This is a genomic window from Citrobacter sp. S39 (assembly GCF_009495675.1).
In the GTDB taxonomy this organism is placed as follows: domain Bacteria; phylum Pseudomonadota; class Gammaproteobacteria; order Enterobacterales; family Enterobacteriaceae; genus Citrobacter; species Citrobacter freundii.
Window position 1 is genome coordinate 360,285 of record NZ_CP045555.1, and the last position, 18,216, is coordinate 378,500.

Consider the following 18,216-nt stretch of genomic DNA (forward strand, 5'->3'; position numbering starts at 1 on the left):
GAGCGTAGTGCATGGAGTTCAGTGTAAAAAGCGGTAGCCCGGAGAAACAGCGGAGTGCGTGCATCGTCGTGGGTGTCTTTGAACCACGCCGCCTCTCTCCGATTGCAGAGCAGCTCGACAAGATCAGCGACGGGTACATCAGCGCACTGCTGCGTCGTGGCGAACTGGAAGGCAAACCGGGTCAAACCCTGTTGCTGCACCATGTTCCTAACGTTCTGTCTGAGCGAATTCTCCTCATTGGTTGTGGCAAAGAGCGCGAACTTGACGAGCGCCAGTACAAGCAGGTCATTCAGAAAACCATCAATACGCTGAATGATACTGGCTCAATGGAAGCCGTCTGCTTTCTGACTGAGCTGCACGTCAAAGGGCGCAATAACTACTGGAAAGTGCGCCAGGCCGTTGAGACGGCACAGGAAACGCTGTACAGCTTTGACCAGTTGAAGACCAACAAAAGCGAGCCGCGTCGCCCGCTGCGTAAAATGGTCTTCAACGTGCCGACCCGCCGCGAGCTGACCAGCGGTGAGCGTGCGATCCAACACGGTCTGGCAATCGCCGCTGGCATTAAAGCGGCGAAAGATCTCGGCAACATGCCGCCGAACATCTGTAACGCAGCTTATCTGGCCTCTCAGGCGCGTCAGTTGGCAGACAGCTACAGCAAAAATGTTGTGACCCGCGTGATCGGCGAGCAGCAGATGAAAGAGCTGGGTATGCACTCTTATCTCGCCGTCGGTCACGGTTCGCAGAACGAGTCGCTGATGTCAGTCATCGAGTACAAAGGCAACCCGTCCGAAGACGCGCGTCCAATTGTACTGGTCGGTAAAGGGTTAACCTTCGACTCCGGCGGTATCTCCATCAAACCAGCCGAAGGCATGGATGAGATGAAGTACGACATGTGCGGCGCGGCGGCTGTGTACGGCGTAATGCGCATGGTGGCCGAGCTTCAGTTGCCCATCAACGTCGTCGGAGTACTGGCGGGCTGCGAAAATATGCCGGGTGGCCGCGCGTATCGCCCAGGCGACGTGCTGACCACCATGTCTGGTCAGACCGTTGAAGTGCTCAATACCGACGCCGAAGGCCGTCTGGTGCTGTGCGACGTGTTAACCTACGTCGAGCGCTTTGAGCCGGAGGCGGTGATTGACGTTGCGACCCTGACCGGCGCGTGCGTGATTGCGCTGGGCCATCACATCACCGGCCTGATGTCGAACCACAACCCGCTGGCGCATGAGCTGATCGGTGCGTCCGAGCAGGCTGGCGACCGCGCGTGGCGTTTGCCGCTGGGTGATGAATACCAGGAGCAGTTAGAGTCTAACTTTGCGGATATGGCGAACATCGGCGGACGCCCTGGCGGCGCCATTACCGCGGGCTGCTTCCTGTCACGCTTTACCCGTAAGTACAACTGGGCGCACCTGGATATCGCCGGAACCGCATGGCGCTCCGGTAAAGCCAAAGGTGCAACCGGTCGTCCGGTCGCGTTACTGTCGCAGTTCCTGCTCAATCGCGCGGGTTTTAACGGCGAAGAGTGATGTAAAACGCCGGGTGGCGGCTTCGCCTTACCCGGCCTACAACGTCACTCAACCGTAGGCCGGGTAAGCGTAGCGCCACCCGGCTTTGCATTTAAATCCACCACAAGAAGCCCCATATATGAAGAATGCGACGTTCTATCTTCTGGACAACGACACACAACAAGATGGTTTAAGCGCCGTCGAGCAACTGGTGTGTGAAATTGCCGCAGAACGTTGGCGGGCTGGCAAGCGCGTGCTTATCGCCTGTGAAAACGAAAAGCAGGCTCTTCGACTGGATGAAGCCCTGTGGGCAAGACCGGCAGAAAGCTTTGTTCCGCATAATCTGGCGGGCGAAGGCCCCAGAGGCGGCGCGCCGGTAGAGATTGCCTGGCCGGAGAAACGCAATAGCAGCCCGCGCGACCTGCTCATCAGTTTGCGCGTTGGCTTTGCAGATTTTGCCACCGCTTTCACAGAAGTGATAGACTTCGTTCCTTACGAAGATTCTTTGAAACAATCGGCACGCGATCGCTACAAAGCTTACCGCGTGGCTGGTTTTAACCTGAATACGGCAACCTGGAAATAATGGAAAAGACATACAACCCACAAGATATCGAACAGCCGCTTTACGAGCACTGGGAAAAGCAGGGCTATTTCAAACCTAACGGCGATGAAAGCAAAGAGTCCTTCTGCATCATGATCCCGCCGCCGAACGTCACCGGCAGTTTGCATATGGGTCATGCTTTCCAGCAAACCATCATGGATACCATGATTCGCTACCAGCGCATGCAGGGTAAAAACACCCTGTGGCAGGCTGGTACCGACCACGCGGGTATCGCTACCCAGATGGTGGTTGAGCGTAAGATTGCCGCTGAAGAAGGTAAAACCCGTCACGACTACGGTCGCGAAGCGTTTATCGATAAAATTTGGCAGTGGAAAGCGGAATCCGGCGGCACCATTACCCGTCAGATGCGCCGTCTCGGCAACTCCGTTGACTGGGAGCGCGAGCGCTTCACCATGGACGAAGGCCTTTCCAATGCCGTGAAAGAAGTCTTCGTTCGCCTGTACAAAGAAGACCTGATTTACCGTGGCAAGCGCCTAGTAAACTGGGACCCGAAACTGCGCACCGCCATCTCTGACCTGGAAGTGGAAAACCGCGAGTCTAAAGGCTCCATGTGGCACATCCGCTATCCGCTGGCCGACGGCGCGAAAACCGCAGACGGTAAAGATTACCTGGTCGTGGCGACTACCCGTCCGGAAACCATTCTGGGCGACACCGGCGTGGCCGTGAACCCGGAAGATCCGCGCTATAAAGATCTGATCGGCAAATTCGTTATTCTGCCGCTGGTTGACCGCCGTATTCCGATCGTCGGCGACGAACATGCCGATATGGAAAAAGGCACCGGCTGCGTGAAGATCACCCCGGCACACGACTTTAACGACTACGAAGTCGGGAAACGTCACGGCCTGCCGATGATCAACATTCTGACCTTTGACGGTGACATCCGTGAAACCGCGGAAGTGTACGACACCAAAGGTGAAGAGTCCGACGTTTACTCCAACGCAATCCCGGCTGAGTTCCAGAAGCTGGAACGCTTTGCCGCGCGTAAAGCGATCGTCGCTGCCATTGATGCGCTGGGCCTGCTGGAAGAAATTAAACCGCACGACCTGACCGTGCCTTACGGCGACCGTGGTGGCGTGGTTATCGAACCGATGCTGACCGACCAGTGGTACGTGCGTGCCGACGTGCTGGCGAAACCGGCGGTTGAAGCGGTTGAAAACGGCGAAATTCAGTTCGTACCGAAGCAGTACGAAAACATGTACTTCTCCTGGATGCGTGACATTCAGGACTGGTGTATTTCCCGTCAGTTGTGGTGGGGTCACCGTATCCCGGCATGGTATGACAACGACGGCAACGTCTACGTTGGCCGTACCGAAGACGAAGTGCGTCAGGAAAACAACCTCGGCGCCGACGTTCAGCTTCGTCAGGACGAAGACGTTCTGGATACCTGGTTCTCCTCCGCGCTGTGGACCTTCTCTACCCTGGGCTGGCCGGAAAACACCGACGCGCTGCGTCAGTTCCACCCAACCAGCGTGATGGTTTCCGGCTTCGACATCATCTTCTTCTGGATTGCCCGCATGATCATGATGACCATGCACTTCATCAAAGATGAAAACGGCAAGCCGCAGGTTCCGTTTAAGACCGTCTACATGACCGGTCTGATCCGTGATGACGAAGGCCAGAAGATGTCCAAATCCAAGGGCAACGTTATCGATCCGCTGGATATGGTCGACGGTATCTCACTGCCGGAGCTGCTGGAGAAACGCACCGGCAACATGATGCAGCCGCAGTTGGCTGAGAAGATTGCCAAACGTACCGAGAAGCAGTTCCCGAACGGTATTGAGCCGCACGGCACCGACGCCCTGCGCTTTACCCTGGCGGCGCTGGCTTCGACCGGCCGCGATATCAACTGGGATATGAAGCGTCTGGAAGGTTACCGTAACTTCTGTAACAAGCTGTGGAACGCCAGCCGCTTCGTGCTGATGAACACTGAAGGAAATGATTGCGGCTTCAACGGCGGCGAAATGACTCTGTCTCTGGCAGACCGCTGGATCCTCGCTGAATTCAACCAGACCATCAAAGCGTACCGCGAAGCGCTGGATAACTTCCGCTTCGATATCGCTGCGGGCATCCTGTACGAGTTCACCTGGAACCAGTTCTGCGACTGGTATCTGGAGCTGACCAAGCCGGTAATGACCGGAGGAACTGATGCTGAACTGCGCGGCACCCGTAATACGCTGGTCACCGTGCTGGAAGGCCTGCTGCGCCTGGCGCACCCGATCATTCCGTTCATCACCGAAACCATCTGGCAGCGCGTGAAAGTGATTTGTGGCAACACCGCAGATACCATCATGCTGCAGCCGTTCCCGGAATATAACGCGGCTCAGGTAGACGAAGCGGCGCTGGCCGATACCGAATGGCTGAAGCAGGCGATTGTTGCCGTACGTAATATTCGCGCGGAAATGAACATTGCCCCGGGCAAACCGCTGGAGCTGCTGCTGCGTGGTTGCAGCGCGGATGCGATGCGTCGTGTAAACGACAACAAGAGCTTCCTGCTTAACCTGGCGCGTCTGGAAAGCATCACCGTGCTGCCAGCCGATGACAAAGGTCCGGTCTCCGTGACCAAAATCATCGACGGCGCCGAGTTGCTGATCCCGATGGCTGGCCTCATCAACAAAGAAGATGAGCTGGCGCGTCTGGCGAAAGAAGTGGCGAAAATCGAAGGTGAGATTGCCCGTATCGAAGGCAAACTGTCCAACGAAGGTTTCGTTGTCCGCGCACCGGAAGCGGTCATCGCCAAAGAGCGTGAGAAGCTGGACGGTTACGCAGAAGCGAAAGCGAAGCTGATTGAGCAGCAGGCAGTTATCGCCGCGCTGTAATCATCGTGCCTGTACGTTTGCCGGATGGCGCTTGCGCTTATCCGGCCTACGGGCACCGTCAACGTAGGTCGGATAAGTGTTGCGCATCCGACGCCGCAGACAATAAAAGCCTCTGACGCATATGCTCAGAGGCTTTTTATTGAATTATCCTCGCTTGCGCTTCCCCTCACCGCAGTGGTATTAACTGCATATGTCTCACTTTTATGTCATGAGTTCGCTATGAGTGCCATTACCTCCGTCGCGGCAACGCTGCGCCGAATTTCTGCCGATGATAACGCCGCAATTGCCCGCGTTATCCGCAAAGTTTCCGCTGAATACGGCCTGACCGCCGATAAAGGCTACACCGTTGCCGACCCTAATCTGGACGAATTGTTCCAGGTTTACAGCCAGCCGGGCGCGGCCTACTGGGTGGTTGAGCAAAACGGTGAAGTCGTGGGCGGCGGCGGTGTTGCACCGTTAGGATGTAGTGAACCAGACATTTGCGAGCTGCAAAAGATGTACTTCCTGTCGAGTGCGCGCGGTCAGGGGCTGGCGAAAAAACTGGCGCTGATGGCGCTTGAACATGCCCGTGAGCAAGGTTTTAAGCAGTGCTATCTTGAGACCACGGCTTTTCTGACTGAGGCAATTCGCCTGTATGAGCATTTAGGCTTTGAGCATATCAGCGAAGCGCTGGGCTGTACCGGGCACGTAGATTGTGAAGTGCGAATGTTAAAGCCCCTCTGACCTTACGCCGAGAGGCTTTAACCGCGTTACTGCATCTCGGCTGAGAGCATCAGTCGAATAACGCCAGCCGCGCGAGCGGTTGGCAGCTTCAGCACCTGTGACCATAAATCTTGCACCATTTCACAGGCGACTTTCTCTTTGCCCACGCCTTTACTCGGATCGGCCATGATTTGGATATCCGGTCCAAAGCGCTGTACCAGCCCCGGACTGATGGATTGCAGATCCTGAAGTGCCAACTGTTTTTCTTCCGCCGTAACCGTATGTTTGTTCGGGCCATAGGCCGCGTGCATCATACTCATGTCGCTGGCCATACGACGGTTCATGAGCTCGCGCGGAATAATACGCACCGGGTTAATCCCGCCTTCACTGCCGGGAATAAAAAGCGAAAACATTCGTCATTGCCCACTTTTGCCACCGCGGCAATCTGCTCGAGATTAATCTTCATATACTCGATCACGTTGGCATCAGGCGCCTGCTGCAAACGCGCCATCTGTACCTGTAGGATCTGCGGCTGAATAGCGTCGATAATCTGCTGTTCGCTTTTCCCCGCCTCTTTCAGCTTCGTTGCCTGGGTGAGGATGTTCTGCCACAGCGCTGGCTCCTGCTCCTTAAGCACCTGATAAACGGGCATGGACAGCATCGCGTTTTCAAATTTCTGCGCATCCGTCAGACCATAATCAGGGCTTTCGCGTGGGATCAGGTAGTGCACATCAAACAGATTCCACGCGATAATCGCCACCACAAAGACCACCGCGCCTGAGACCTTGCCCAGCCAGCCTTTTTTGCGAAACATGCCGACGACGATAGCAATCACCGCCCCGATATAACCTGCCAACAAAACGTGTGCCCAGTTCATTAACCATCCTTATGCCAAATCGTCTCTGTTACAGGGATATATTTCCCCTTCGATGTTTTGATTATTACGGCAGCAGCGAGCTATTTCCAGCCACCAGATTTTGCTAACAGAAACAGGAAGGATTAAACCGCGCGGCGATGGGCACCGCGCGCCAAAGAAAGGAACTAAGCTGGCACACCGCTGTGAAAGCGGAATTCATCGTCAGGAGAGGTGATCAACGCGGCTTCTACTTCGCCAAAAAACTGCACCCGGCGACTGATATCATCGGTTGAAACCTGCTGCGCCAGCGCCAGGTAATCCTGATAGTGCCGCGCCTCGGATCGCAGCAGCGACAGATAAAACGCCTGCAAATCGTTATCCAGATACGGTGCGAGCGCGGCGAACCGTTCACAGGAACGCGCCTCAATGTAAGCCCCGCAAATCAGTTTATCGATTAATGTCAGCGGCTCGTGGGTGCGCACCTCTTTGAGCATGCCTTTGGCGTAACGGCTGGCGGTAATCTTAATATAGGGAATGTTGCGACTCATCATCGCCTCACGCACCTGCCAGAAATGATGCAGTTCTTCCTTGATCAGCAAAACCATGCTGTCGATAAGCTTGCGTCCCCACGGGTCGTCGGTTTGCGGCATCACGCTTTTGCTTATCTGTTTATTCAGCGCGATAAAATCCGGCTCATCCCCTTCTCTGAAAGCAAACGCTTCATAGGGTTTCAGCCAGTCCAGCAGCGCCTGAGATCCCTGTTTATCTGCGACATACTTACGCACCAGCAGCATCGCCGTTTGCGCCGCTTTCAGCTCACAGACGAGGTGATCGGTCAATAACAGAGGCAGATTAGCCGGGTCTCGCGCTTTATCAAGCCAGGCCTGGGGCGTTTTACAGTGCAGGAAATTGTGGATCGGGGAGAGTATTTGCAGGTAATCCATACATTGTCCTTGGCCTGCGGCAGCCTGGGCTACCGCAGGTCAGTAGATGACTTAGTGACGCACGCCGTCATCATCTTCGTCGACGAGATCTTCATCGTCGCCGTCTTCACCTTCTTCGCCGTTCGGGTCTTCAAAATAGGTGCCCCAACCGTCGTATTCCACATCATATTTTTCAGCCAGGTTCATCAGTTGCTCAACCTGAGCATCGATCAACTCCGCATTCAGTGCACATTCGCTCAAAATATCACAGCAAATAACCGTGTCGCCTTCTTCCACTTCCAGCTCTTCCGGCTCGGTCACTTCATAACCCAGCTTGAAGGCTTCTACTGCCGCTTTTTCCAGGGTTTCGAAGTCATCCGCGGAAAGGTGATGCTCAATGGTGTACAGCGCGTCTGGATCGCTGCCATCTTCGAGTAACTCTTCAATAATCAAGCGCGTTTCTTCACGCTGTTCTTCCAGTAGTTCCGGGTTTGCCATGGCTCGTTCCTCATAATGTCCTGCCGATACTCTTATTGTCACATACCGCTGTCATTGCCTCCACCTTTCCAGGAAAGATTTGTTAAACAAGGTTGCAAATGAATAAACATCCATATAAATTGAATTTTAATTCAATAAATAGCCTAAGCCATGTGAGGGAACCATGTCTGCGTTTTATCATAAACATTTTTTGAAACTGCTTGATTTCACCTCTGCTGAACTCACGTCACTGCTCCAGCTCGCCGCGCAGCTAAAGGCAGATAAGAAAAACGGCACTGAAGTCGCAAAGCTCACCGGTAAAAACATCGCGCTCATCTTCGAAAAAGACTCAACCCGAACCCGTTGCTCTTTCGAAGTTGCCGCATACGACCAGGGTGCTCGCGTGACGTATCTCGGGCCAAGCGGCAGCCAGATTGGCCATAAAGAGTCGATCAAAGACACCGCCCGCGTGCTCGGCCGCATGTACGACGGTATTCAGTATCGGGGCCACGGCCAGGAGATTGTCGAGACGCTGGCGGAATATGCCGGAGTTCCGGTGTGGAACGGATTAACCAACGAGTTTCATCCCACCCAGCTGCTGGCGGATCTGTTAACTATGCAGGAACACCTGCCGGGTAAAGCGTTTAATGAGATGACGCTGGTCTACACCGGTGATGCCCGCAACAATATGGGCAATTCCATGCTGGAAGCCGCTGCGTTAACCGGGCTGGATCTGCGCCTGGTCGCACCGCAGGCCTGCTGGCCAGAGGAAAGTCTGGTTGCAGAGTGCAAAGCGCTGGCACAGAAAAACGGTGGCAATATTACGCTGACCGAAGATGTCGCCGCGGGCGTGAAAGGTGCGGACTTTATCTATACCGACGTCTGGGTATCAATGGGCGAAGCAAAAGAGAAGTGGGCCGAACGTATTGCGCTGCTGCGTAAGTACCAGGTTAATAGCACGATGATGGCGTTGACCGGCAATCCACAGGTGAAATTCCTGCACTGCCTGCCCGCATTTCATGACGATCAAACCACGGTTGGCAAACAAATGGCACAGGAATATGGTCTGCACGGCGGTATGGAAGTGACCGATGAGGTCTTTGAATCACCCGCCAGCATCGTATTTGATCAGGCGGAAAACCGGATGCACACCATCAAAGCGGTGATGGTGGCGACGCTGGCGAAGTGAGGGCATGGATGAAAAGAATGCCGGATGGCGATGCTAAGCATCTTATCCGGCCTACAACCGCGCTCCCGTAGACCGGGCAAGGCGAAGCCGCCCCCGGCAAATACGCTTATGCCACTTGCATTTTCACCACGGCTTTGCGTACCAACGCTGGAGCTCCGACCGCGCACAGCGGTTTATGCACTTCACCCGGATAGAACACCACGAAATCACCTTCGTTCAGCACCACCGTTTTCTCCTGTACCCCTTCCGGCAGGAAGGCGATATCTTTATCCGCCAGCCAGTCAGTTTCCGGCGCGCCCGCAGGCTGCGTGCTGAAGTTCATTCCTTCCTGGCCTTTGAGCAGGATCTGAATATCCAGATAGCGAGCGTGATATTCGGCGCGGCGCTGTGCGAACGGCTCCGTCATATCTTCGGCAATCAGATAAAACAGGCGATCGCCGTCAATGTCGTGCTTACCTTTTTCCGTCGCATCCGTCACATGCGCTTTAATGTGTTCAATTGCCTGACGCAGCTCTTCCGGCAGCCAGGCATCCAGGTTGTGAATATTGCCAACAATCATCTCAAACCCCTTAATTAAAACATCGTTTCATTTTAGTTGTTATACGAAAAAACGGCCTGCCATACTACTGCTATTTGCCGATATTTTGCGTCAACGCATGTTTATCGCTGATGGTGTTAAATAATTGCTAACTCTCAGCAACAGGTTATGCATAAACTTTGCATAACTTTCGGCCACCCTTTTTCAAACAGATCAGTAACCAACTGTTATTAAAAGTTTTATTAGAAAAACCAGCTATCGATCACAGTTCACCTCTCCTTCGCTATCCTTCTTCATCGTCATATTTATTTTGAAATGAACTTTACCGCGCAAATAATAAAATCATATATTCGCATAATAATTCACAACACAGAAAAAAGCACAAATAAATCAATGTATTACTTATATTACAGCACACTAAAAGTGTACATAAAATTAACACCGATAAATAACAAGACATATTCCCGCGTAGTAATTCAATTATTCATGTTTTTATTTTATTAATTCTCCGAGCCATATCATAAATTAAACATCAAAAGTCAAATATCGACCTGACTGTGAAATAAATCACGTTTCCTCATCAAATAAGATCTAAATATAGATTCCGAAATCAGCTGAAAAGTCATGACTGCAATAAATATTATTTGCAGGCACATCCTCTTTATTTTTTAAAATCGTATTAAAGGAATAATGATGGAAAAGCATTATGTCGGGTCTGAAATCGGTCAATTACGTAGCGTAATGCTACATCGCCCTAATCTCAGCTTAAAAAGGCTGACGCCATCAAATTGCCAGGAACTGCTTTTTGATGATGTTCTTTCGGTAGAACGTGCAGGAGAAGAGCATGACATTTTCGCCAACACGTTACGTCAGCAAGGGATTGAGGTTCTGTTACTCACTGATTTATTGACACAAACCTTAGATGTCCAAGATGCCAAAGACTGGTTGCTGGAGACACAAATATCTGATTATCGCCTTGGCCCAGCTTTCGCCACGGATATTCGTGCCTGGCTTGCAGATATGCAGCATCGGGAACTCGCCCGGCATTTAAGCGGTGGGCTAACCTACGGAGAAATTCCTGCCTCAATCAAAAATATGGTGGTCGATACTCACGATATTAATGACTTTATTATGAAGCCATTACCAAACCACTTATTTACCCGCGACACCTCATGCTGGATATATAACGGTGTGTCAATTAACCCAATGGCAAAAACCGCGCGGCAAAGAGAAACCAATAACCTGCGGGCGATCTACCGTTGGCACCCTCAATTTGCTGATGGTGAATTTATTAAATATTTCGGCGATGAAAATATTAATTACGACCACGCCACATTAGAAGGTGGAGATGTGCTGGTCATTGGTCGCGGCGCGGTACTCATCGGTATGTCGGAACGCACCACGCCGCAGGGCATTGAATTCCTTGCCCAGTCGCTGTTTAAGCATCGCCAGGCTGAACGCGTCATCGCGGTTGAACTGCCGAAACATCGCTCCTGTATGCACCTCGATACCGTCATGACCCACATTGATATTGATACCTTCTCCGTCTACCCGGAAGTGGTACGCCCGGATGTCCAGTGCTGGACCCTGACGCCAGACGGGCGCGGCGGCTTGAAACGCACCCAGGAAAGTACTCTGGTACATGCCCTCGAAAAAGCGCTGGGCCTCGACCAAATCACGCTGATAACCACCGGAGGCGACGCCTTCGAAGCTGAACGCGAACAGTGGAATGACGCCAACAACGTCCTGACGCTACGCCCCGGTGTGGTGGTGGGTTACGAGCGCAACATCTGGACCAACGAGAAATACGACAAAGCAGGCATCACCGTTTTACCCATTCCTGGCGACGAACTTGGACGTGGACGCGGCGGCGCACGCTGCATGAGCTGCCCACTGGAACGCGACGGTATTTAAGGAGAAGTCATGGAAAACAAACCTACTCTGGTTGTGGCGTTGGGCGGCAATGCGCTGCTCAAACGCGGCGAGCCGCTGGAAGCTGACATCCAGCGCAAGAACATTGAGCTGGCGGCAAAAACTATCGCTCAGCTCACACAGCAATGGCGCGTGATTCTGGTGCACGGCAATGGCCCGCAGGTTGGACTTTTGGCGTTGCAAAACAGTGCGTATGCCAGCGTCACCCCCTATCCGCTCGACATTCTCGGCGCGGAAAGTCAGGGAATGATTGGCTATATGCTGCAACAGGCGCTGAAAAACCAGCTTCCACAGCGTGAAATTAGTGTGCTGCTGACTCAGGTTGAAGTCGATGCCCGCGATCCAGCCTTCAGCAATCCGACCAAATATATCGGACCGATTTACGACGACGCTCAGGCTAAAACGCTACACGCGGAAAAGGGCTGGATTTTCAAAGCCGATGGCAAAGCGTTCCGCCGCGTTGTGCCCTCTCCACAACCCAAACGTATCGTTGAAAGTGATGCCATTCGTACATTGATCGCCCGCGATCATCTGGTGATTTGCAACGGCGGAGGCGGCGTACCGGTGGTGGAAAAAGCCGATGGCTACCACGGCATTGAAGCGGTGATCGACAAGGATCTCTCCGCCGCCCTACTCGCCCGCCAACTCCATGCCGATGCGTTGCTGATCCTCACCGATGCTGATGCCGTGTACCTCGACTGGGGCAAACCTACCCAGCGCCCGCTGTCCCAGGTCACCCCGGAACTGCTCGGTGAAATGCAATTCGACGCCGGTTCAATGGGCCCCAAAGTCACCGCCTGCGCGGAATTCGTCTCTCACTGTCGGAGAATTGCTGGCATTGGTTCACTGGCCGACGGTCCGGCCATTCTCGCCGGCGACAAAGGCACGCTAATTCGTCTCGAAACCACCGACGCTAACGCGTAGGACTTTTTTTTGCCGGATGACGGCTTCGCCTTATCCGGCCTACATAAGGACATTTTCATGACTGTTAACCTGAAAAATCGCAATTTTCTCAAACTGCTGGACTACACCCCGACGGAAATCCAGTACCTGATCGATCTGGCTATCGAGTTAAAAACGGCAAAAAAGGCCGGGCGCGAAAGACAGACGCTGGTCGGTAAAAATATCGCGCTGATCTTCGAAAAAACCTCAACCCGTACCCGCTGTGCCTTTGAAGTCGGCGCTTTCGATCAAGGCGCACAGGTGACCTATCTCGGCCCAAGCGGATCGCAGATCGGCCATAAAGAATCAATGAAAGATACTGCCCGCGTGCTAGGCCGCATGTACGACGGCATTGAATATCGCGGATACGGCCAGGACATTGTGGAGGAACTGGGGCAATTTGCCGGAGTTCCTGTTTGGAATGGACTGACAAATGAATTTCACCCCACCCAGATCCTCGCGGATCTGATGACCATGCTGGAACACGCGCCGGGTAAAACCTTGCCGGAACTGAGTTTCGCTTATCTCGGTGACGCCCGCAATAACATGGGTAATTCGCTGATGGTTGGCGCAGCGAAAATGGGGATGGATATCCGTCTGGTCGCACCTAAATCCTTCTGGCCTGACGAGGCACTGGTTGCCGAATGCCGTGAAATTGCCAGCGTGACTGGCGCACGCATTACGCTCACAGAGGATGTTGAGGAAGGTGTATACGACGTCGATTTCCTCTACACCGATGTCTGGGTCTCTATGGGCGAACCCAAAGAAGCCTGGGCAGAACGCGTTAGCCTGATGACGCCCTATCAAATTAACCAGCGGGTCATCAACGCAACCGGTAACCCCAATGTGAAATTTATGCACTGTCTGCCCGCCTTCCATAACGAGCACACAAAGGTTGGACGTGAAATCGAAATGGCCTACGGCCTGAAAGGGCTTGAAGTCACGGAAGAGGTTTTTGAGTCAGCTCATTCCATCGTCTTCGACGAAGCAGAGAACCGGATGCATACCATTAAAGCGGTAATGGTAGCGACCCTCGGCGACTAACCCCAGCGGGCGTATGTCGCCTGACGGCATATGCCCAAGCTATCCGGAGAACATCATGGGCAAATTCAAATTTCCCAGCGCATATACCATCCTGTTTATTCTCATTGCACTCGTCGCGGTTATGACCTGGATAGTCCCGGCAGGGAAATACCAGATGGCGATGAATGCTACTCTGGGCAAAGAAGTGCCAGTTGCCGGTACTTATGCCCCCACAGAGGCGCACCCGCAAGGTTTTACCGCTGTACTGCTGGCCCCGATTGACGGTCTTTACAACCACGAAACCTATACCGCAGGCGCAATTGATGTGGCGTTGTTTGTCCTGATTATTGGTGGGTTTCTCGGCGTAGTAAACAAAACAGGCGCCATCGACGCAGGTATCGAGCGCGTGACGGTCAGGTTGAACGGTAAAGAGGAGTGGATGATCCCCATTCTAATGGGGCTTTTCGCCGCCGGAGGTACGATTTACGGGATGGCGGAGGAATCACTCCCATTCTACACATTGCTGGTTCCGGTCATGATGGCCGCACGCTTTGATCCGTTGGTTGCCGCCGCCACCGTTCTGCTCGGCGCGGGCATTGGCACACTCGGCTCGACAATCAACCCTTTCGCAACGGTTATCGCGGCTAACGCCGCCGGGATCCCCTTCACCCAGGGAATGCTGATGCGCATTCTGCTGCTGGTCGTCGGCTATGTTATCTGTGTGGTGTGGGTCATGCGTTATGCGCGCAAAGTCCGCAATCACCCGGAGTTGTCGATTGTGGCGGATAAAATGGAGGAAAACCGTGCGCATTTTCTCGGCAATCGCGGCAATACCAATCTTGAATTCACAGCCACGCGTAAGTGGATCCTGCTGATATTCGCCGCCGCCTTTGCGGTAATGATTTATGGCGTCGCAGTACTCGGATGGTGGATGGCAGAAATATCCGCAGTCTTTCTGGGTTCTGCCATTATCGTCGGCGTGATTGCCCGCATGAGTGAAGAAGCCTTCACCAGTACCTTCATTGACGGTGCGCGGGATCTGCTTGGCGTGGCGCTGATTATCGGCATTGCACGCGGTATCGTGGTGGTGATGGACAACGGCATGATCACCCACACTATTTTGCACAGCGCCGAAAATTTAGTCTCCGGTCTGTCCACCACCATTTTCATCAATGTAACCTACTGGCTGGAAGTATTGCTCTCCTTCCTGGTCCCTTCCTCGTCTGGCCTGGCGGTGCTCACGATGCCCATTATGGCCCCGCTGGCCGACTTCGCGCATGTCCCCAGGGATCTGGTCGTCACCGCGTATCAATCCGCTTCCGGCATTGTGAATCTGATTACACCCACCTCAGCCGTCGTGATGGGTGGGTTAGCCATCGCCCGTGTTCCTTACGTGCGCTACCTGAAATGGGTCGCCCCGCTCCTGCTCATTTTGACGTTACTGAACATGGCCGTCCTGAGTATCGGCGCTATGTTGTAGCCCTTTTAGCCGTCGGATCCCGACGGCTTTTTTGAGCGCACTCTCGTTTTTCTGCGCAACCGCCCGTTTGAGCCGTTATTGATACTGCAAATGTGGTGAATTTCGCCATCACATTGATACAAATGATAAACTTAGGGTGTATTTATGAAGGAATTCGATGATTACTCGACCAAAGAGCAGAAACAATTGGCGATTTGTCAGCGCCTGATTAGCGAAAAAAGCTACCTTTCTCAGGAAGCGCTTCGCCGCGATCTCCAGCACCATGGTTTTACCGGAATTAGCCAGTCAACGGTATCCCGTCTGCTGAAACTGCTCGGGGCTATAAAAATAAGAAATATAAAAGGGCAAAAAATTTATTCTGTAAATCCGCAGTCGCGCCCCGCTCCTGATGCTGCCCGATCGATTGCTGAAATGGTGGTCAGCGTTGAGCACAATAGCGAATTTATCCTCATCCACACGGCAGCAGGTTATGGCCGTGCCGTTGCCAGAATCCTCGATTACCACGCGTTACCAGAGATTCTGGGTGTCATCGCTGGCAGCAGTATTGTCTGGGTTGCACCGCGAGTTGTGCAGCGAACGGGGCTGGTGCACAAGCAGATTAACTATCTATTTAAAATGAATTAAAATTCATAAGAACCGTTTGCGGTGAATAAATTGTGCATTTTCCGCTTGATCCCATAACGGAGCTGAGTATAATCGCGGACAATTTGCCGGGAGGATGTATGGTTCAGTGTGTACGACATTTTGTCTTACCGCGTCTGAAAAAGGACGCTGGCCTGCCGTTTTTCTTTCCGTTGATCACCCATTCCGAGCCCCTCAATTGAGGGGCTTTTTTTTTGCCCAGGCGTCAGGAGATAAACATGGCTAACCCGCTCTATCAAAAACACATCATTTCCATAAACGACCTCAGCCGCGATGACCTCAATCTGGTCCTCGCGACGGCGGCGAAATTAAAAGCTAACCCACAGCCGGAGCTGTTAAAGCATAAGGTTATCGCCAGTTGCTTCTTTGAAGCGTCAACCCGCACCCGTTTATCCTTTGAAACCTCCATGCACCGCCTGGGCGCCAGCGTGGTGGGTTTTTCTGACAGCAGCAACACGTCGCTGGGCAAAAAAGGCGAAACCCTGGCCGATACCATTTCCGTCATCAGCACCTATGTCGACGCCATCGTCATGCGTCATCCGCAGGAAGGCGCCGCACGTCTGGCTACGGAGTTCTCCGGTAACGTTCCGGTACTGAACGCAGGCGACGGCTCCAACCAACATCCCACCCAAACGCTGCTGGACCTGTTTACCATTCAGGAAACGCAGGGTCGCCTGGACAATCTGCACATCGCCATGGTGGGTGACCTGAAATATGGCCGTACCGTCCACTCCCTGACCCAGGCGCTGGCGAAGTTCGAAGGTAACCGTTTCTACTTCATCGCCCCGGACGCACTGGCCATGCCGCAATACATTCTGGATATGTTGAACGAAAAAGGTATCGCCTGGAGCCTGCACGGCACTATCGAAGAGGTGATGGCGGAGGTCGATATCCTCTACATGACCCGCGTACAAAAAGAGCGTCTGGACCCGTCCGAATACGCCAACGTGAAAGCACAGTTTGTCCTGCGCGCCAGCGATTTGAACGGCGCCAGAGCAAACATGAAGGTGCTACATCCGCTGCCGCGCATCGATGAAATCACCACCGACGTCGATAAGACGCCGCACGCCTGGTATTTCCAGCAGGCTGGCAACGGCATCTTCGCCCGCCAGGCGTTACTGGCACTGGTACTGAATAGCGAACTGGCACTGTAAGGGAGAAAAAGAGATGACACACGATAACAAACTGCAGGTTGAAGCCATCAAACGTGGCACCGTGATTGACCACATTCCCGCACAGGTTGGTTTTAAGCTGCTGACGCTGTTCAAACTGACGGAAACCGACCAACGTATCACCATCGGTCTGAACCTGCCGTCTGGCGAGATGGGCCGTAAGGATCTGATTAAAATCGAAAACACGTTCCTGACCGACGAGCAGGTAAACCAGCTCTCCCTGTACGCCCCGCAGGCAACGGTAAACCGCATTGACGATTACGACGTAGTGGGTAAATCACGTCCGAGCCTGCCTGAGCGTATCGATAACGTGCTGGTTTGCCCGAACAGCAACTGCATCAGTCATGCTGAGCCGGTTTCTTCCAGTTTTGCAGTGAAAAAACGTGCCGATGACATCGCACTCAAATGCAAATACTGTGAAAAAGAGTTTTCGCATTATGTGGTGCTGGCCAACTAATTGGGGTTGGTTATGAGATCCCGGCTCCCGTTACACATAAGCATTCGCAATGCATCGAGGCGGCAAGTCCGATTATCACTGGGAGCATAGTAAACTATGTGACCAGGGTAAGAGGACGTAGCCAACGAAGAGGCAGTGTGAAGGATGACGTGTATAATGGGCGGGAACATTCTACTACCGCTGTAAATTCAGGAGAAATCATGAGCAAGACTATCGCGACGGAAAATGCACCAGCAGCAATCGGCCCATACGTTCAGGGCGTTGACCTGGGTAGCATGGTAATCACTTCCGGTCAGATCCCGGTCGATCCGAAAACCGGTGCCGTAGCGGAAGACGTATCCGCTCAGGCACGTCAGTCGCTGGAAAACGTAAAAGCTATCGTTGAAGCAGCAGGCCTGAAAGTGGGCGACATCGTAAAAACGACCGTTTTCGTTAAAGACCTGAACGATTTCGCCACCGTAAACGCGACCTACGAAGCATTCTTCACCGAGCACAACGCGACCTTCCCGGCGCGTTCTTGCGTAGAAGTTGCCCGTCTGCCGAAAGACGTGAAAATCGAGATTGAAGCGATCGCCGTTCGTCGCTAAGTCTTATTAGAGAGCCCTGCTCTGGCAGGGTTCCTTACGCGTTGTTTTTTCACAAGCAATCTCTAACTGGAAAACTCAGCTCTCTGCCCTTGTTCGTTACGCTAACTGATTTATTCTCAATTTTTTTAAAATTCCAGTGATACAATTTCATTGTTCTTTTTTTCTGTGAATCTATATTTTTTGAAAAACAAACTCGACCTAATAGCCAATTAGCTTTTGAGCTATAAACATTAGCCTTGAGAACGTAGATACTATCATCATCTATCTTCTCTAAAGTATATATCACGCCATTATAAATTTTGAAGCTAACAAGCTTATTATAACGACCGACTGAATCGATTAAAAAAATGCAAATC

18 protein-coding genes and 1 pseudogene are annotated in these 18,216 nt (G+C 52.8%); 14 read left to right on the top strand and 5 right to left on the bottom strand.

From position 1 onward, the window contains the following. Window positions 1-11 precede the first annotated feature (11 nt). The 4 genes from pepA to GFB57_RS01645 all read left to right on the top strand — a co-directional run bounded on the left by pepA (window position 12) and on the right by GFB57_RS01645 (window position 5,663). The gene (gene pepA / locus GFB57_RS01630) at window positions 12-1,523 is read left to right on the top strand and encodes a leucyl aminopeptidase (protein ID WP_003025870.1); all 1,512 of its coding nucleotides are present in this window, start codon (window positions 12-14) and stop codon (window positions 1,521-1,523) included. A gap of 118 nt (window positions 1,524-1,641) precedes the next feature. Next, the gene (holC, locus tag GFB57_RS01635; RefSeq protein ID WP_003025862.1) at window positions 1,642-2,085 is read left to right on the top strand and encodes a DNA polymerase III subunit chi; all 444 of its coding nucleotides are present in this window, start codon (window positions 1,642-1,644) and stop codon (window positions 2,083-2,085) included. Further along, on the top strand, window positions 2,085-4,940 hold the full coding sequence (locus tag GFB57_RS01640; RefSeq protein ID WP_003025859.1) for a valine--tRNA ligase: 2,856 nt from the start codon (window positions 2,085-2,087) through the stop codon (window positions 4,938-4,940). The genes holC and GFB57_RS01640 overlap by 1 nt, the downstream gene beginning before the upstream one ends. A 219-nt stretch (window positions 4,941-5,159) precedes the next feature. Next, window positions 5,160-5,663, top strand: a complete 504-nt coding sequence (locus tag GFB57_RS01645; RefSeq protein WP_003025856.1) for a GNAT family N-acetyltransferase — start codon at window positions 5,160-5,162, stop codon at window positions 5,661-5,663. A 26-nt stretch (window positions 5,664-5,689) separates the two neighbouring features. Here the strand turns inward: GFB57_RS01645 and GFB57_RS25845 are convergent. From GFB57_RS25845 to rraB, 3 genes and pseudogenes are all read right to left on the bottom strand, one after another. Beyond that, window positions 5,690-6,519: pseudogene (locus GFB57_RS25845) on the bottom strand (topoisomerase II). A gap of 164 nt (window positions 6,520-6,683) precedes the next feature. Further along, window positions 6,684-7,442: a tRNA isopentenyl-2-thiomethyl-A-37 hydroxylase MiaE gene (miaE, locus tag GFB57_RS01660; RefSeq protein WP_003025847.1), complete on the bottom strand. Its 759-nt coding sequence runs from the start codon at window positions 7,440-7,442 to the stop codon at window positions 6,684-6,686. A 51-nt stretch (window positions 7,443-7,493) separates the two neighbouring features. Next, a complete protein-coding gene (rraB, locus tag GFB57_RS01665; RefSeq protein ID WP_003025845.1) occupies window positions 7,494-7,919 on the bottom strand; it encodes a ribonuclease E inhibitor RraB in 426 nt (141 codons plus the stop codon). Window positions 7,920-8,082: 163 nt separating this feature from the next. Here rraB and argF (GFB57_RS01670) point away from each other — a divergent pair, with 163 nt between their 5' ends. Beyond that, on the top strand, window positions 8,083-9,087 hold the full coding sequence (argF, locus tag GFB57_RS01670; RefSeq protein WP_003025841.1) for an ornithine carbamoyltransferase: 1,005 nt from the start codon (window positions 8,083-8,085) through the stop codon (window positions 9,085-9,087). 106 nt (window positions 9,088-9,193) lie between these two features. Here argF (GFB57_RS01670) and GFB57_RS01675 read toward each other — a convergent pair whose 3' ends face one another. Continuing rightward, window positions 9,194-9,646: a YhcH/YjgK/YiaL family protein gene (locus GFB57_RS01675; protein WP_003025837.1), complete on the bottom strand. Its 453-nt coding sequence runs from the start codon at window positions 9,644-9,646 to the stop codon at window positions 9,194-9,196. 672 nt (window positions 9,647-10,318) lie between these two features. Between GFB57_RS01675 and arcA the strand changes: the two genes are divergently transcribed. The 5 genes from arcA (at window position 10,319) to GFB57_RS01700 (ending at window position 15,626) form a co-directional block, all read left to right on the top strand. Further along, window positions 10,319-11,539 (top strand): arginine deiminase, encoded by a 1,221-nt coding sequence (arcA, locus tag GFB57_RS01680; protein ID WP_003025834.1) that lies wholly within the window; start codon window positions 10,319-10,321, stop codon window positions 11,537-11,539. 9 nt (window positions 11,540-11,548) lie between these two features. After that, a complete protein-coding gene (arcC, locus tag GFB57_RS01685) occupies window positions 11,549-12,481 on the top strand; it encodes a carbamate kinase (RefSeq protein ID WP_003025831.1) in 933 nt (310 codons plus the stop codon). A 57-nt stretch (window positions 12,482-12,538) separates the two neighbouring features. Continuing rightward, window positions 12,539-13,543, top strand: coding sequence for an ornithine carbamoyltransferase (argF, locus tag GFB57_RS01690; protein ID WP_003025826.1), 1,005 nt, complete (start codon window positions 12,539-12,541; stop codon window positions 13,541-13,543). 55 nt (window positions 13,544-13,598) lie between these two features. Continuing rightward, entirely contained in the window at window positions 13,599-15,002 is a 1,404-nt protein-coding gene (locus GFB57_RS01695) for a YfcC family protein (protein WP_003025824.1), read from the top strand. A 144-nt stretch (window positions 15,003-15,146) separates the two neighbouring features. Further along, window positions 15,147-15,626 carry an arginine repressor gene (locus GFB57_RS01700; protein WP_003025822.1) on the top strand — a complete coding sequence of 160 codons (480 nt, stop codon included), beginning with the start codon at window positions 15,147-15,149 and terminating at the stop codon, window positions 15,624-15,626. On the opposite strand, the gene GFB57_RS01705 is transcribed toward GFB57_RS01700, so the two are convergent. Continuing rightward, window positions 15,623-15,745 carry a hypothetical protein gene (locus GFB57_RS01705; RefSeq protein ID WP_085951582.1) on the bottom strand — a complete coding sequence of 41 codons (123 nt, stop codon included), beginning with the start codon at window positions 15,743-15,745 and terminating at the stop codon, window positions 15,623-15,625. The two genes, GFB57_RS01700 and GFB57_RS01705, sit on opposite strands and share 4 nt — an antisense overlap. Here GFB57_RS01705 and pyrL point away from each other — a divergent pair. The 4 genes from pyrL to ridA all read left to right on the top strand — a co-directional run bounded on the left by pyrL (window position 15,725) and on the right by ridA (window position 17,860). After that, window positions 15,725-15,826, top strand: coding sequence for a pyr operon leader peptide (pyrL, locus tag GFB57_RS01710; RefSeq protein ID WP_003025819.1), 102 nt, complete (start codon window positions 15,725-15,727; stop codon window positions 15,824-15,826). The genes GFB57_RS01705 and pyrL overlap by 21 nt on opposite strands. A 36-nt stretch (window positions 15,827-15,862) precedes the next feature. Continuing rightward, complete coding sequence (gene pyrB, locus GFB57_RS01715) at window positions 15,863-16,798, top strand: aspartate carbamoyltransferase (protein ID WP_003025818.1); 936 nt, start codon at window positions 15,863-15,865, stop codon at window positions 16,796-16,798. Between the two features lie 13 nt (window positions 16,799-16,811). After that, on the top strand, window positions 16,812-17,273 hold the full coding sequence (gene pyrI, locus GFB57_RS01720) for an aspartate carbamoyltransferase regulatory subunit (protein WP_003025816.1): 462 nt from the start codon (window positions 16,812-16,814) through the stop codon (window positions 17,271-17,273). Window positions 17,274-17,473: 200 nt separating this feature from the next. Beyond that, entirely contained in the window at window positions 17,474-17,860 is a 387-nt protein-coding gene (gene ridA / locus GFB57_RS01725; RefSeq protein WP_000047544.1) for a 2-iminobutanoate/2-iminopropanoate deaminase, read from the top strand. Window positions 17,861-18,216 lie beyond the last annotated feature (356 nt).

What these genes read in the sequence shown, in the direction of transcription:
- argF (WP_003025841.1), top strand. Translation starts at nt 8,083, where the DNA reads ATGTCTGCGTTTTATCATAAACATTTTTTGAAACTGCTTGATTTCACC.
- pyrI (WP_003025816.1), top strand. Translation starts at nt 16,812, where the DNA reads ATGACACACGATAACAAACTGCAGGTTGAAGCCATCAAACGTGGCACC.
- pepA (WP_003025870.1), top strand. Translation starts at nt 12, where the DNA reads ATGGAGTTCAGTGTAAAAAGCGGTAGCCCGGAGAAACAGCGGAGTGCG.
- GFB57_RS01705 (WP_085951582.1), bottom strand. Translation starts at nt 15,745, where the DNA reads ATGTCGTACACACTGAACCATACATCCTCCCGGCAAATTGTCCGCGAT.
- ridA (WP_000047544.1), top strand. Translation starts at nt 17,474, where the DNA reads ATGAGCAAGACTATCGCGACGGAAAATGCACCAGCAGCAATCGGCCCA.
- GFB57_RS01645 (WP_003025856.1), top strand. Translation starts at nt 5,160, where the DNA reads ATGAGTGCCATTACCTCCGTCGCGGCAACGCTGCGCCGAATTTCTGCC.
- holC (WP_003025862.1), top strand. Translation starts at nt 1,642, where the DNA reads ATGAAGAATGCGACGTTCTATCTTCTGGACAACGACACACAACAAGAT.
- GFB57_RS01700 (WP_003025822.1), top strand. Translation starts at nt 15,147, where the DNA reads ATGAAGGAATTCGATGATTACTCGACCAAAGAGCAGAAACAATTGGCG.
- pyrL (WP_003025819.1), top strand. Translation starts at nt 15,725, where the DNA reads ATGGTTCAGTGTGTACGACATTTTGTCTTACCGCGTCTGAAAAAGGAC.
- pyrB (WP_003025818.1), top strand. Translation starts at nt 15,863, where the DNA reads ATGGCTAACCCGCTCTATCAAAAACACATCATTTCCATAAACGACCTC.
- GFB57_RS01695 (WP_003025824.1), top strand. Translation starts at nt 13,599, where the DNA reads ATGGGCAAATTCAAATTTCCCAGCGCATATACCATCCTGTTTATTCTC.
- miaE (WP_003025847.1), bottom strand. Translation starts at nt 7,442, where the DNA reads ATGGATTACCTGCAAATACTCTCCCCGATCCACAATTTCCTGCACTGT.
- GFB57_RS01640 (WP_003025859.1), top strand. Translation starts at nt 2,085, where the DNA reads ATGGAAAAGACATACAACCCACAAGATATCGAACAGCCGCTTTACGAG.
- arcA (WP_003025834.1), top strand. Translation starts at nt 10,319, where the DNA reads ATGGAAAAGCATTATGTCGGGTCTGAAATCGGTCAATTACGTAGCGTA.
- GFB57_RS01675 (WP_003025837.1), bottom strand. Translation starts at nt 9,646, where the DNA reads ATGATTGTTGGCAATATTCACAACCTGGATGCCTGGCTGCCGGAAGAG.
- argF (WP_003025826.1), top strand. Translation starts at nt 12,539, where the DNA reads ATGACTGTTAACCTGAAAAATCGCAATTTTCTCAAACTGCTGGACTAC.
- arcC (WP_003025831.1), top strand. Translation starts at nt 11,549, where the DNA reads ATGGAAAACAAACCTACTCTGGTTGTGGCGTTGGGCGGCAATGCGCTG.
- rraB (WP_003025845.1), bottom strand. Translation starts at nt 7,919, where the DNA reads ATGGCAAACCCGGAACTACTGGAAGAACAGCGTGAAGAAACGCGCTTG.